We start from the raw sequence: 12,993 nt of genomic DNA, 5'->3' as shown, positions 1-12,993 counted from the left end.
TTACTCCTTATAAGCAAACTTTGTGAGAATGAGGATCGTAAAAACAAGGGTATGAAAAGTGCGGTTTTTACGGTAACCATATCGGAGAATCCTACGCCAGCGCTCCTTAAAAGGCATCTCCATAATGGTCACAAAGTTCTCAATTAACTCTCTATTTTCAGCAGTAAGCGGCAGGACCAGCAAATTTCTGGCCTGAGTCTGACTGTCTTTTATCAATTTCCAATATTTGGCGAAAAGAACATGGGGACGCACCCAGTTTTTTACGCGTTTTCTGAGCGTTCGAGCTCCTAGCACATTATTCGAATGCTGGCGATAGAGCTCACCCGGCTTGTCAATATAGACTAGATTGCCAAAAGTCGCAGCCAGCAAGCCCAGATACCAATCGTGCATGAGCAGTTCATGCTCTTCCTTCCCAGTCCAAAGTTGGGCCAAGGCGCGATTAATCATAGAAACACCGCCCGTTACCGTATTCTCCGTCAGCTCTTGGACTAGTTCTGTATTAGCGTGATCCGACTGAGTGCGAATCATGCTTTCGTGAACGACCTGTAGCTCTTGATCTACGACCTTCAAGTCAGTATAAACCAGCAAGGGCAGACTGCTATCATATTTGTCTGCCTCAGCCAATTGCATGGCAATCTTGTCTGGCAGCCAAACGTCATCTTGGTCACTAAAGAGATAGAAATCCGAATCTTGGTATTGAAGCAGGCTATGAAAACTTTGAATGACACCTAGATTTTGTGGATTTTCCCGATTGATAAAGGAAATGCGGTCATCCTTGCGGCAAAAGTCTTCGATGACAGCCCGCGTCCCATCTGTAGAGCCATCATCGCGAATCAGCAGCTGCCAGTCCCTATATGTCTGCTCTTGAATACTATTAATCTGCTCGGCCAGAAACTGTTCCCCATTATAGGTGGACAGAAGAATGGTCACTTTCATGATAAAAATAAATCCTCGTATTCACCCACAATTTTTTCCCAGGTGTAGTTTTCTTTCATATTTTCTTTGGCGGCTTGACCTAGCTCCGCAAAGTTTGTCTGAGCATCTACTCGGTCAATCAGCTGGGCCAACTGGCCGGGTTCTTTTTGCCAGTAGAGAGCCGTTTCTTTTGCCACCTTACGGTTAAAGTCCACATCCAGCACCAGATTGGCATCTGTCTGAGCCAGAGCTTCCAAGAGTCCCGGATTAGTCCCGCCAACCTCATGTCCATGTATGTATGCAAAAGCATGATTACGGATATATTTGAGCAGATTCTGGTCATAAACCGTCCCAACAAACTTAATGCGAGAATCACGGTCAAAGCCCGTTTTCTGCTTAAGCTCTTCAAAATAGGGATTGCCCTCATGATTGCAGATAATCAGCAAGTCACGTTGGGTTTTGGATTTCATAAATTCTTGAATGATGGTTTCATAGTTGTTTTCTGGAACGAAGCGTCCGACAATGAGGTAATAGTCTTTTTCCTTACTGGCCCACTTTTCAAAGAAGACCCTGACCTTGCCTTCATTTTCCGTCAGATTAGACAGATAAACGTCGGTTCCATAAGCGATACAGGTCGTTTTAGACCAAGGATAAGCTTTTTGAATATAGCTTTCGATGCCTTGGTTGTCTGCGATAACTAGGTCCGCATGCTTGGTCATGACCTTCTCAGAATACTTGAGATAGGCTTGGACTGGCTTAGACCACTTGGCCCGCTTCCACTCCAACCCGTCAGGATTGATAAAGAATTGACCGCCTGCCTGATGGATACGACGAGCAAAGGGAAGGATAAAAGCACCAATCGTATTTCCAAGAATGTAAAAAATTGGCTGCTCAATCTGCTCTTTCTTAGCAAACTTGAGGGCGTAGGAGACAGCCATCATATCATAGGCAATTACGCGGGCCGGACCAAGCTTAGGTGGCTTGACTGTAAAACAGTCTACTCCCTTGTAGTCAAAATGATGAAAAGCTTCATCATCTGATAAGCAAGCCACATGATATTGGATTTGAGAAGAGATTTGATGCTCTGTCAATTTTTCGACAAAGGTTTCAAATCCTCCATATTTGGCAGGAAGTCCCCGACTCCCGATGATGAAGACATGTTTCATGATTTCCCTCAATTCAAGATTTTACAATCCATTCTATTATACCACTTTCTAGTGTGTTTGTATAATACAAAAAGGACAGGTAGAGCCACGGCTGCACTTGTCCTTTTCTTTCTTTAACCTCTTCTGCCGGAAAGCAACTTATTTTTCACTTTGCGTAAGAAAGAGCCTGCTGGTTGAGAAGGTAAATTTTTATCCAATAAGCATTTGACATGGCGCAAGGAGTTAGGCTTGTACATTTCAGTGTTTTCAATCTTATCCAATAAGTTTTGGTAAACACTCTGAACTGTGTAGCGCTCTTGGATTTTACCGAGATTAGCCACCGACTGGTCTTTTAATCTCTCAAAGTTTGCCAAGGCAATGTTTATCTTATCAGCCAACTCCTCAATATTGCCAGATGAATACAGCTGACCTTCTTCAAAGATTTCATAGGCGGATAGATGACCAGGATTGTCCGACAAAATGGTCGGAAGGCCATTCATAATCGCTTCAATATAGACTAAGCCAAAGGTTTCCATCGCAGATGGAAATACCGCAAGATCTGCTTCCGTCACCTCTGCCCAAGGATTGTCCTTGTGCCCCAAGAAACTAATATTTTCTATTTGATGTTCAGAAATATAAGCATCACATTTTTTTCTGTAATCCTCATCCCAGGCACCTATAAAAACTAAGGCAGGTTTTGGCTGAGATAGCTGGTTATATGCTTTTATCAATTCTAATTGATTTTTCCGCTCTGTCAAACGTCCAACTGACACAATACGCCTTTCGGCTCCATCCTTTTCTTCTGTATCAGTAGGCTGAATTTTCGTAAAAGGAGCAAAAGACAAGACTTTTCTGTCTGGCAGCAGATCCTGCAGCTGTCTCTGCAAGGCACCTCTAACTGCAAATATTTCCTGCGAGTAATCACTGATAAAATCTAGCTTTTCCTTATAGTAACCAAACTCTCCGTCAGGAAATTCATGAATCAGCCAGAAATGCGGAACATTCTCGCAGGCAGCTGCCACTGCTCCTTGAAACATATTGACCGTATTGGTGACAACCAAATCAATCTTTCGCTCCGTTAGTATCTTTCTGAGCGCTGAGGTATTTTCTTGATAAGAGCGAGCTCTAGACTCAGGACTACCTGGCAGGCCACCTGGCGCATCCTCCCACCACCATTTAACTGACGGCAAGGCTATAGTCTCAACACCCAAGGCTGCCAAGCTGGATATATAGTCCTGCTGAACGGCTACATGATAATCCGGAATCGCATTGATAAGCTGATGGCCCGTCTGGACCAAGTATTCCATTAAATTGACAATAGAGATTTCAGCTCCATTATCTAGCGTTCCCGTCGGCGAAATAAATAATATTTTTTTTTTCATAGCTTATCCTAATACATTCCAATAAAAGGGCACCATCAAGTAGAGGGAAACCAAGAAGTTAGCTACCAGAGTCCCAACCATCATTCGATTCACCACTCTGTCTTTAATGTCCAAGGTTCCTAGATTAGCAACAGTTGGTAACAGTAAAATCAAGAAGGGGGTAAAATAACGTCCCTGAGCACCAACCGATATCATGGCACCTTTACCTAGGACGATGGGCGTCCACTGCAGATACATAATCGACACAACAGCAATCACTTGAACCAGAAACAGATAACGCGACATGACTGTGTAGCCCTTGGTCATAAAATCTTTCTGCGACTGCAAAAAGATAAGCGCCAAAACTGCCACATCTATAAAAATCAGCCAAAGCGGCAGCTGGATAGTAAAATTCCCCAAAAAGCCAAACATACCGATTGTCAAAATGGTATTCAAGTCACCATTAGCACTTTGCTTAAAGAGCGTATTCAGCAAAACTTGGCCATAGTACAAGAGCCCACCCTGATTGCGAAAAGCCAAATGCAGGGCAAGAAAGAAAGCTGCAAAGCCAAGTATATAAAATATAATGCGATAACGAGCTACAAAAGCTTTGGTTGCAACAAAAGGCTTGTTCAGAACCGCAAGGAATCCTTCAAACTCAAAATCAACAAAAGGCACCAAGCCTAATAAAAGGACATTATTCGGTTTGGTGACAAAGAGGCCTATAGAAATTACCAAAAGCTCTAGTAGATTTCTATTGGTAAATTTCTTATAGTAGGCAATATTGGTCAAAAAGCCAATCGCCAACATAATTTCCAGGTAGTTCATCACATCGTAAGAGAGAGAAGCAGCCTGCTGGACCATAATAGGCAAAAGAGATAGGAAAAGTAGAGCTTTTTTGCCATATTTGAAGTATTTAATCAGCAGATAAACCCCGAAGATATATGCCAAAGCATTAAAGAGCCGCCCCAGCATCATGATGAAGCCTACTGACGGATAAAGCAAGCTTCCCAAGGTCATACCTAGCAGCTGAGGCAGGAAAGAGATAGCCTTGAGATTAAAGCCAAAGGTAAACTCTTCTTGCGCCAGATCTATCTTCTCTGAGAACAGCTGCTTGTACTCTGCCGGAGAAACATTCGGTGTGGAGGGGATTTTGTCCATCCATTTATATGTTCGACTGGTCGGTTTATGGAAGATCTCCCATGTCATACGAGCGTGATTTGTCTCATCAGGCACCCGATTAATCGGCTGTGCAATCATAAAAGTCAAGACAAAGATACTTGCCAATAATAGGAAAATATTCTCGACTTTTACTTCTTTATTTCTTTTCAAAATAAGTCACCATTTCATCTTTTTTATCTAAACTGCAATTTTCTAATACAAAAGCGTAGGCGTTCTCAGCTAGTTCTCTGCGTAAATCCGCAGAAAGAATCAGGCTTTTCAGCTTTTCTTTCCATTCACTATCTTTAACCAAAAGTCCCGTCTGACCGTCAATCATCATATCAGAAAAAGCACCGATATGACTGGCAATCGTTGGCACCTTGACTAGAGCTGCTTCTATCCACTTGATTTCTGACTTGGCCCGATTAAAGACTGAGTCAACCAGTGGAGCCAGATTAATATCAACCTGACCAATCAACTGAGGCAAGGTCTTCCAGTCCACATACTCATGGACGACAATACGCTGGGTATATTGCTTCATATCCTGCGGGATATCCAAGTGCCCTACAATATGAAGCTCCACAGTTGGGTAGTTGTCCAGGACTTCTTTGATAGCCGGCTTGATGAGCTCAAAATTTTCATTGTGGCTGATGGAGCCAGAGAAATAACCGATTTTGATTCTGTCGTCTGCACCAAAGTCTTCCTTCAAAAACTGCGAGCTAACCGCAATCAATTCGCTGGACGCCAGATTACGATTCAGTAGGACTGAGTCCTTGTATTTGAGCAATTCCTCTTTTAACTGAGTCGTGGAGGTAATCGCCCCATCACAAGCCGCCAGCATTTTCCCATAATTCTTCACTCCAGCATCGTAATTGCCCTTTTCCTTCTCAGATAAGCCCTGTGTATAGCTCAGCTGGTCCGTATAAAGGGTATCAAAGACCAAATCATCAATATCAAAATAGACTGGCTTATGCTCCTCCCGAGCCAAATCACATAAAATCTGGAGCTGGGCGGACCAAGGAGCGCGGTAGATAATGATGTGGCTGGCATACTGGGCCTGAGCCAGACTAAACTCAGACGCATTAACCACTTTCACAGCAAAGCCATTCTTTCTAAGCTGCTCTGCCTTATTGAGCACACGGTAGCGCGTACACTGCGGAATGATGTTCTCTACACCGTCAATGATGAGAATATATTGATCACGAGGCACATCTTTGAATTTTTGAACGATGTTCTCAAGAATCTCCACTGGGTAGTCTGTCTTCTCCCGGACATAATCCAACAAATCAGGGACTTCCGACTCTCTTTCCAGACCTTGCCATAAAAACTGCTGATCATCATAATTCTTCAAAGAAGTATACTTAATCAGAGGACTACCGGCCTTTAACATCCTTAATGGATGAATATACATAGCCGAATCCCGATTTTCGTGAACCAAGGCATCGTAACGATAGCCCAAGTCAGCAAAGTACTTTGTAAAAGTCGTTTCATGTTTTCCGATAGCCTCTTCCCTTGAATCCGTGTCAGTCAGCACTTGCCAATAGTCGTAGAATTCTTCGGACTGAAGCAGCAAAGGTTCAATCACCAAAAAATAAGACTGTAGGTGATTGGGAATGTAGCCATAGCGGTTAAATCCAGTGATATCTTCCTGGGTTTCTCCAAAGGAAATTCCCCAAAAGTCAAGATTTCTGCCAGCCATGGTTTGAAAGACAGCCGCCAAATCACTCATAGGTCCGATATTGGTGTCATTGACGAGCATCAGCTGAGAACAATGCTGCAGCGTTTCCTTTCCTAAGGAAAGAATGCCTTCACGAAAAGCTGCCGTATCATAGCCACTATTATCCCGCACCAAGACTTGCCCATACTGCTCTAAAGTTTCTAAATCCTCTTCAGCCAGTCCGCCGTTAACGACGATGAGAGTCTTATCAGCCAAAGCTGCTAACTTTTCTAAAAAGATAGTCTTATACTGCTGCAAGCGTGGCTCGGATTCAAAAATGACATAGACTAAGACTTTTTCGCCACTTGAAACTGAAGCTAAAGCTTTTTCCCTTTGAGAATTCCGCAGCCTTTGATAGTAATAAACCTTAGGAGACTTAGCGTTACGTTTTAGACGAACCAGCTGTTGCTTAATCCGACTTAAAACAACTTTGATGCTGCGAGGATTTTTGACTAATCGAGCCAGACGTTTCAATGGCGTAATCAAGCCATTTCCCAATCGGTAGGAAATAGATCGGCGAATACGAAACTGCTCCTGAATAGCATCATCTCGCTGTTCTTTTATCGTTCTCAGTCTGGATTTCAAGGAATCTAGATTTTTATGTAATAGCCGCTGATCCTCCTGCAGTTCAAGAACATAGTCGCTCACTTTATCCATATGCTGAATCAGCTCATCCAAACGACCTTCCAGTGTAAATATGTTCTTGCCCAGAGCTTGGTAAATATCATCTGGTATCTGTCTCACATACTTACGCAGGATTTTCAGATACATTTCGTAATGATATCTCGTAGAATCCCGTTTAGAGATTGACTCCTTATCAAAGACCCGGTAATTCAGCTTTGTTTTTGCATCATAAACTGGTTTCGCGCCTTGATTGATAATTAAGTTTAAAAGAAAATCATAGTCCTCCAGTTTTTCACGATTCAGCGCTTCATCATAATAAATACCATCAGCAACCGAACGACGAATGAGGGAACAGTTTGAAATATAATTCTCCGTTAAGAAAGCTAGCTTGTCATAGGGCCGTGATTTAAGGTAAACTTCCTTTTTATCAGGGTCATACAAATCACAATAGACAATATCTGCCTCCTCTTGCACCATGCTTGTGTAGAAGCTCTCAATATAGTCCGAATCCAGAAAATCGTCACTATCCACAAAAATAAAATAAGTGCCTTGAATTTGCTGCAAAGCCTTGTTTCTTGTCTTAACAACCCCCATATTTTCATGGCTTTCAAACCTCGTCGGAAAAGGGGAATCCGCCAAGACAGCCTCTATGATTTCAGCAGAATGATCAGAGGAGCCATCATCCAGTACCAGTAACTCAATATTTCGATAGGTCTGAGCAAAAATACTGCGCAAACACTGTTCAATATAATCTTGATGGTTGTAACAAGTTACAACAACAGATATTAAATCTTTCATATACTTTCCTTGTAAATAACTCTATTAGTTTGAGTTAGCATCTTGACTCTTCATGTATGCTTTATTTATCAGATGAGCAACCCACTTAGGCCAGAAAAGTTGATACATGAACAAGTCTTCTTTGGTCCGCGTATTATCTGAAATAGTCTTGGTTGTTTCAGACTCTCCATGAATCCGGTGGCACATAAGCTTCTCAGAAATATAAGCAAAGCGACCCTTATAGGCGCTAATCTTGTACCAAGCGTACCAATCCAGACTCACGCGCATTTCCTCATCAAATTGGAAATCGCTTAATGCCTCTAAGTTGTAAGTCACCGCCGGACAGGAAATGGGATTGCCAAAAGCCAGGACCCGATTTCTCCAAAAACGGCTGGCTGGCATTAGATTCAATGTTTTAAGCATGAGAGTCTTGATTTTCAGATTGGTATTAGCCGGAATTTTGACTCCATTTTTCTCTTCAAAGTAGTCTGTATAGGCAATGAGAATGTCCTTAGACTGCTCTATCTTCTGCATCACCGCTTCTAGATAAGTTGGCTCATAATAGTCATCCTGGTGGGCAATGGTAGTATAAGCCGTCTCAACAAAAGAAAGGGCATTGTTCCAGTCCTTACCGATACCACCGCCTTCTTTCGTATAAAAAGGAACACCGTACTTCTGGCACAACTGCTTGATTGAATCCAACGGTGTTGAGCTATAGCAAATAATCTTTGATGGCAAGGTTTGAGCTTGCAAAGACAGGATACATGCTTCCAAAAATTCACTTTCGCCATAGGCACAAATCACCCAGGTATGGTTATTTTTCATCTTCTTCACTCTCTAACTTAGACATTCTTCGCTTCATGATGGACAGTTCTTGCACCAACTGCTTGATTTGCTCCTTTTGCTTGGAAATGGAAATAGTATGTAAAAAAACAATAACCAGCAGGAAAAAGATAGCTAAGGACATGACAAAGTTCGATGTCAGCTCAAAGCCTAATAATTTGGCAATCGAAACTGGAATCCAATCAAAAATAGAGATAACAATCAGTACAAAGCCAATAATAATCCACATAAAGGCTTGCTCAAACAAAATATTGTTTTGATTGATATTCCGAAAGACAAAATACAGGAATAGAACTGAAGCCACTAGCATAACAATAGACAAAATGGACATTATTCACTCTCTTTCATAAAAGCAGCAATCAAGATCGAAGAACAAACTTCAATCATATAGCGAATGGACTTGATCGGAGTAATCGAAGAGACTCCTCCTGCACGTTCAAACATATTGGCTGGTGCTTCCACCACTTTATATTTCCGCTTCAAGATATGGACGATTGATTCTGGCTCAGGATACTTGATAGGATATCGCGCAGCGAATTGTCGAATAATGTCTCGATTAGCCAAACGATAGCCTGATGTGGTATCCAAAATCCTTGTACCAGTTGTTAATTTAATAAAAGCTGAAATAATGTTAATGCCAAATCGACGCATAAAAGTCGTCTGAAACTCCGAAGACTTGTCACCGATAAAACGAGAACCAACAACCAAATCCGCCTTCTGATGACGAATAGGCTCCAGCAAAGCATCCAGCGACTCAATATCATGCTGACCGTCTCCATCAAACTGTACGGCCACATCATAATCCTTCTCAAGAGCATACTTATAGCCCGTCTGAACAGCTCCACCAATTCCTAAATTCATAACCAAATGAATAGCATTCAGATGATGACTGTCCAAAATCTCCTTGGTTCTGTCAACTGACCCATCATTGATAACTACGTAGTCTAAGTCAAAATCAACTTTCTTTCGATATTCTACAATGCTCATAACCGTATTTAAAATACTTTCTTCCTCATTATAAGCAGGAATTATCATTAAAACTTTCAATTATCTTTCTTCCCTTTACAATAAATTTTAGCAAATAATGGAACTAACCTTAACTTCTCTAAGCTCAAAAAAACAATAAGTGAAATTTTAGTCTGAAACCTTTCGCCCTGAACCTTCTTAGACAACGGAGAGATAGTACTGATGAGTTTATTCTCTTTTAACCATTCCTTAATTCTAATATACTGATGAATAAACTCCTGATCTGATGAGGATCTCCCAGAAAAAAACAAATACCAAACATAATATCTTTTCAAGTAGTATACTACTAGCTCAGATGGCTTACCCAGCTCTAATATTTTTGAAAAAAGAACTAAAATATCAATTTTAGGAGAAAAACCTCTCTGAGAAGTGTTAGAAATACTCTGATTATTGTAATACCAATTATATCCTTTATAGTCTAATAATCCTATTTTATCTGTTGTCTTATAGGCAGCTAGGTTAAAAATGATATCTTCTCCTATACCATAGTCAAAAAATTCTAGATTGTTCGTTTTCAAGAACTCCGTGCGGTAAACTTTGGCCCAAGGAGCCATTATAATATACTTGGACCACTCTGACTGCTGTATATCTTGACTAAAGATAATCTGGTTATCCTGATTGACACGTTTGTACCCACCAATAACCAAGTCTAGCTTTTTCTCATGGATGGCCTGATAAAATGTTTCAATGTAATCACTATCAACAAAATCATCATTATCCATGAACATAGTATATTCTCCCTCAGCTAGAAGAATCCCCTTATTTCTAGTTACTGCAACTCCTTCATTTTGTTTGTCAATTACTCTTACAAAACTATACTTCAATTCATATTCTTTTAAAATATTTAAAGAGTTATCTTTCGAACCATCGTTCAGAAGAATAATTTCAAAATTCTTAAATGATTGATTCAAAAGAGAATCTACACAGCGTTTAATCCCGTCTTGTGCATTATAAACTGGAATAATAACTGAAATAGCTGGTTTAGACATATTTTTCCTTTCATAACTAATCCACTCTATTTATAAAACTTCAATAAAATAGGGAATAGTTTTATTGAAAATTTTATCCCCAATAAATTGGCTAATAGACCTGTTAATTTAAATGCTCGGTTCTCTATATATTTTGCATACTGGAGCAAATACTTATACTGATAAAGCAACTCTTTAATTTTAAAATTATCAATGTATTGATTTACATAAGGTAATATAGAGATATATGAGATTGCGAAATAGATATTTAAAGCTTTTTGAATTTCAACTGAATAGTTCTTCAAGTCAGAAAGTCCCGTCCTGATTCCTTCAAGAGTATCTTGAACATTTTTTTCTTTCACGACATTAGTCAAACTTCCTTTGCGGTTCTGTCGATACATGTATTGAGTACTATTAAGAATTGAAAATTTCTTTGTCATTTTTAAGATCCGAGAACAATATAAACTATCCTCAGATACCATTCCCTCTGGAAATTTCAGGCCGTTTTGAAATAATTTTTTCGATACACACTTATTCCAATTTGGACCATTAAATATTCCAAAGCAAGTAGCTTTTAAAATATTTTCCTCAAACATAGATATAGGGAAATCTAAAATTCTATCATCATAAAAATAACTGTAGCCAAAAACGATAACATCATCAATACATTCTGTAGTTATTTCATCAAGTTGATTCAAAAAGTGCTGATCACTCCAAAAGTCATCACCATCTAAAAACAATAAGTACTCTCCCCGAGCAGACTCAATACCTGTATTTCTTGCTTTTGAAGCTCCGCCATTTGTTTGATTTAACACCCTTACTTTATTGGTATTCTCCACAGACAATTTGTCAGCGACTATTGCAGTAGCGTCAGTTGACCCATCATTTATGATCAAAATTTCATAATCTTTAAATTCTTGAATTAAGACACTCTTAACACATTTTTCTAAATAATCCGCTACATTATAGGCAGGTATAATAATTGAAAATTTCATATGTTCCTTATTTTTTCCTTCTCAAAAAAGTATATGGATTCGTCATAAAATAAATAATCAGCGAGACACTCAACCAAGCAATCATAGAGATAAGGAAAGACAAAGAGGCTCCAAAAATTCCGTATTGGGATACTAGTGGTTCAGCTGTAAGAATGGATACAAGATACCCCGCTAAGAATGAAATGACCAAATAATGATGTTTTCTAAAAACAGTTAAAATATTATCACAGACTGTAGAAAATGTACTAGCAATACCACCTAACAAAAGAATGACGAAACTAATTTGATATTGATCCAATCTTGTCCCATAAATGATATTTAAAATAGGTATGGCAGCAATCGCCCCACCAAGACAAATCAAAACACTTGTTCCCCATAAAATCTTAAACAAGTTATTTTTATACGTAATAAAATGAGAAATTTTATTCTCTTCCTTGAAAATTGCTAGTTGTGTAACCATGGGGCGTAAAAAAACAATCATTAGATTCATTGCAAAAATTGGAGTGAATAAAATACTAAAGTCTCTCTGAACTCCCGCTTCAATCAATCCCCTATTAAAAATATCGTTTAATGCATACTTAGGTTGGTTATAGATTGAAACTAATAAAAAAGCATTTATAAATAAAGGTAAGCAGTCCTTTAAAATACTATAAATATCTTTTAGCTTTACTATAGAGATATTAATACGATGAAACAACTTAGATTTCGGAAAATCAAAAAAAAGAACTACTATGAAAGAGGTGATTGTTTGAAAAACAATCGATAAAAGAAGATTTTTAGAAAATAATAACAGAACAGCGAATATTATTGTTGAAATTATATTTCTAAAAAATAATGATTGACCAGCTATATCTAATCGTTCTTTCTGCTGAAACAAACCTTGAAATACATCAGACAGTGCTTCACTAACTCTGAAAAAAGATACCCAAAATATAATCCAAAAATTTTCATGAGTAGAAGAATTTAAAATTAAATAACCTAATAAAATTAATATCATTAAAATATTAGTTAGAAATCTAGTAGTCAAATATGCATCAAAAGAATATTTTTCTTTAATATCTGTTGCTTGAAAATCTCGAACTTGAAACCCCGCAACAATAACTAGTAAATTCGCAATTGCATAAGAAAAACTATATAAGTCAGCTGACTCACTAGATAAAGTACGAGTCACTATAAATAATAAAATAACAGATACAGCTGCTGAAGACAGGCTACCAAGAATATTCCAAAAGAAAATCTTTTGTGGCGATACCACTTTCAATATAATCAAACTCTCTTTCATTATAAATAAAACTTTATCCAATTATACCATAAATTCCTTTAAAAAAAGTAACCTTAGGGTACTAGATACTTATTTCTTCCCCCAACCTAACCAAAAAGGGCAAAACTTCTATCAAGCTTATATCTATACTTCTTCCCTTCCCGTCTCCTAAATCATCTTCAAGGTGCTTCTGCAAAATC

At 39.0% G+C, this 12,993-nt stretch carries 11 protein-coding genes; all 11 read right to left on the bottom strand.

Features of this window, described 5'->3' with window-relative positions; all coding sequences use genetic code 11:
- Complete coding sequence (locus ELZ47_RS04240) at positions 1-936, bottom strand: glycosyltransferase family 2 protein (protein ID WP_126435339.1); 936 nt, start codon at positions 934-936, stop codon at positions 1-3.
- Positions 933-2,081, bottom strand: coding sequence for a beta 1-4 rhamnosyltransferase Cps2T (gene cps2T, locus ELZ47_RS04235; RefSeq protein WP_125331734.1), 1,149 nt, complete (start codon positions 2,079-2,081; stop codon positions 933-935). Before cps2T ends, ELZ47_RS04240 begins: the two co-directional genes overlap by 4 nt.
- A 113-nt stretch (positions 2,082-2,194) precedes the next feature.
- Complete coding sequence (locus tag ELZ47_RS04230; protein ID WP_125331736.1) at positions 2,195-3,442, bottom strand: glycosyltransferase family 4 protein; 1,248 nt, start codon at positions 3,440-3,442, stop codon at positions 2,195-2,197.
- Positions 3,443-3,445: 3 nt separating this feature from the next.
- Entirely contained in the window at positions 3,446-4,753 is a 1,308-nt protein-coding gene (locus ELZ47_RS04225; protein ID WP_125331738.1) for a DUF2142 domain-containing protein, read from the bottom strand.
- On the bottom strand, positions 4,740-7,721 hold the full coding sequence (locus ELZ47_RS04220; RefSeq protein ID WP_125331740.1) for a rhamnan synthesis F family protein: 2,982 nt from the start codon (positions 7,719-7,721) through the stop codon (positions 4,740-4,742). Before ELZ47_RS04220 ends, ELZ47_RS04225 begins: the two co-directional genes overlap by 14 nt.
- Before the next feature lie 24 nt (positions 7,722-7,745).
- Positions 7,746-8,525, bottom strand: coding sequence for a glycosyltransferase family 2 protein (locus ELZ47_RS04215; protein WP_125331742.1), 780 nt, complete (start codon positions 8,523-8,525; stop codon positions 7,746-7,748).
- Entirely contained in the window at positions 8,515-8,874 is a 360-nt protein-coding gene (locus ELZ47_RS04210; protein ID WP_125331744.1) for a DUF2304 domain-containing protein, read from the bottom strand. The genes ELZ47_RS04215 and ELZ47_RS04210 overlap by 11 nt, the downstream gene beginning before the upstream one ends.
- Positions 8,874-9,590 (bottom strand): glycosyltransferase family 2 protein, encoded by a 717-nt coding sequence (locus ELZ47_RS04205; protein ID WP_164549551.1) that lies wholly within the window; start codon positions 9,588-9,590, stop codon positions 8,874-8,876. Before ELZ47_RS04205 ends, ELZ47_RS04210 begins: the two co-directional genes overlap by 1 nt.
- Complete coding sequence (locus ELZ47_RS04200) at positions 9,587-10,558, bottom strand: glycosyltransferase family 2 protein (RefSeq protein WP_126435338.1); 972 nt, start codon at positions 10,556-10,558, stop codon at positions 9,587-9,589. The genes ELZ47_RS04205 and ELZ47_RS04200 overlap by 4 nt, the downstream gene beginning before the upstream one ends.
- A 26-nt stretch (positions 10,559-10,584) precedes the next feature.
- On the bottom strand, positions 10,585-11,532 hold the full coding sequence (locus ELZ47_RS04195; protein ID WP_126435336.1) for a glycosyltransferase family 2 protein: 948 nt from the start codon (positions 11,530-11,532) through the stop codon (positions 10,585-10,587).
- A 7-nt stretch (positions 11,533-11,539) separates the two neighbouring features.
- Positions 11,540-12,814, bottom strand: a complete 1,275-nt coding sequence (locus tag ELZ47_RS04190) for a lipopolysaccharide biosynthesis protein (RefSeq protein ID WP_126436100.1) — start codon at positions 12,812-12,814, stop codon at positions 11,540-11,542.
- Between the last annotated feature and the right edge of the window lie 179 nt (positions 12,815-12,993).

The organism is Streptococcus sanguinis, from assembly GCF_900635155.1.
Taxonomy (GTDB): Bacteria; Bacillota; Bacilli; order Lactobacillales; family Streptococcaceae; genus Streptococcus; species Streptococcus sanguinis_G.
Note: the sequence above shows the minus strand (reverse complement) of the source record. Positions and strands in the feature narration are given on the sequence as shown.

Coding starts and splice junctions, on each gene's coding strand:
- ELZ47_RS04190 (WP_126436100.1), bottom strand. CDS start 12,814: ATGAAAGAGAGTTTGATTATATTGAAAGTGGTATCGCCACAAAAGATT.
- ELZ47_RS04210 (WP_125331744.1), bottom strand. CDS start 8,874: ATGTCCATTTTGTCTATTGTTATGCTAGTGGCTTCAGTTCTATTCCTG.
- ELZ47_RS04215 (WP_125331742.1), bottom strand. CDS start 8,525: ATGAAAAATAACCATACCTGGGTGATTTGTGCCTATGGCGAAAGTGAA.
- ELZ47_RS04220 (WP_125331740.1), bottom strand. CDS start 7,721: ATGAAAGATTTAATATCTGTTGTTGTAACTTGTTACAACCATCAAGAT.
- ELZ47_RS04230 (WP_125331736.1), bottom strand. CDS start 3,442: ATGAAAAAAAAAATATTATTTATTTCGCCGACGGGAACGCTAGATAAT.
- ELZ47_RS04240 (WP_126435339.1), bottom strand. CDS start 936: ATGAAAGTGACCATTCTTCTGTCCACCTATAATGGGGAACAGTTTCTG.
- ELZ47_RS04195 (WP_126435336.1), bottom strand. CDS start 11,532: ATGAAATTTTCAATTATTATACCTGCCTATAATGTAGCGGATTATTTA.
- ELZ47_RS04200 (WP_126435338.1), bottom strand. CDS start 10,558: ATGTCTAAACCAGCTATTTCAGTTATTATTCCAGTTTATAATGCACAA.
- cps2T (WP_125331734.1), bottom strand. CDS start 2,081: ATGAAACATGTCTTCATCATCGGGAGTCGGGGACTTCCTGCCAAATAT.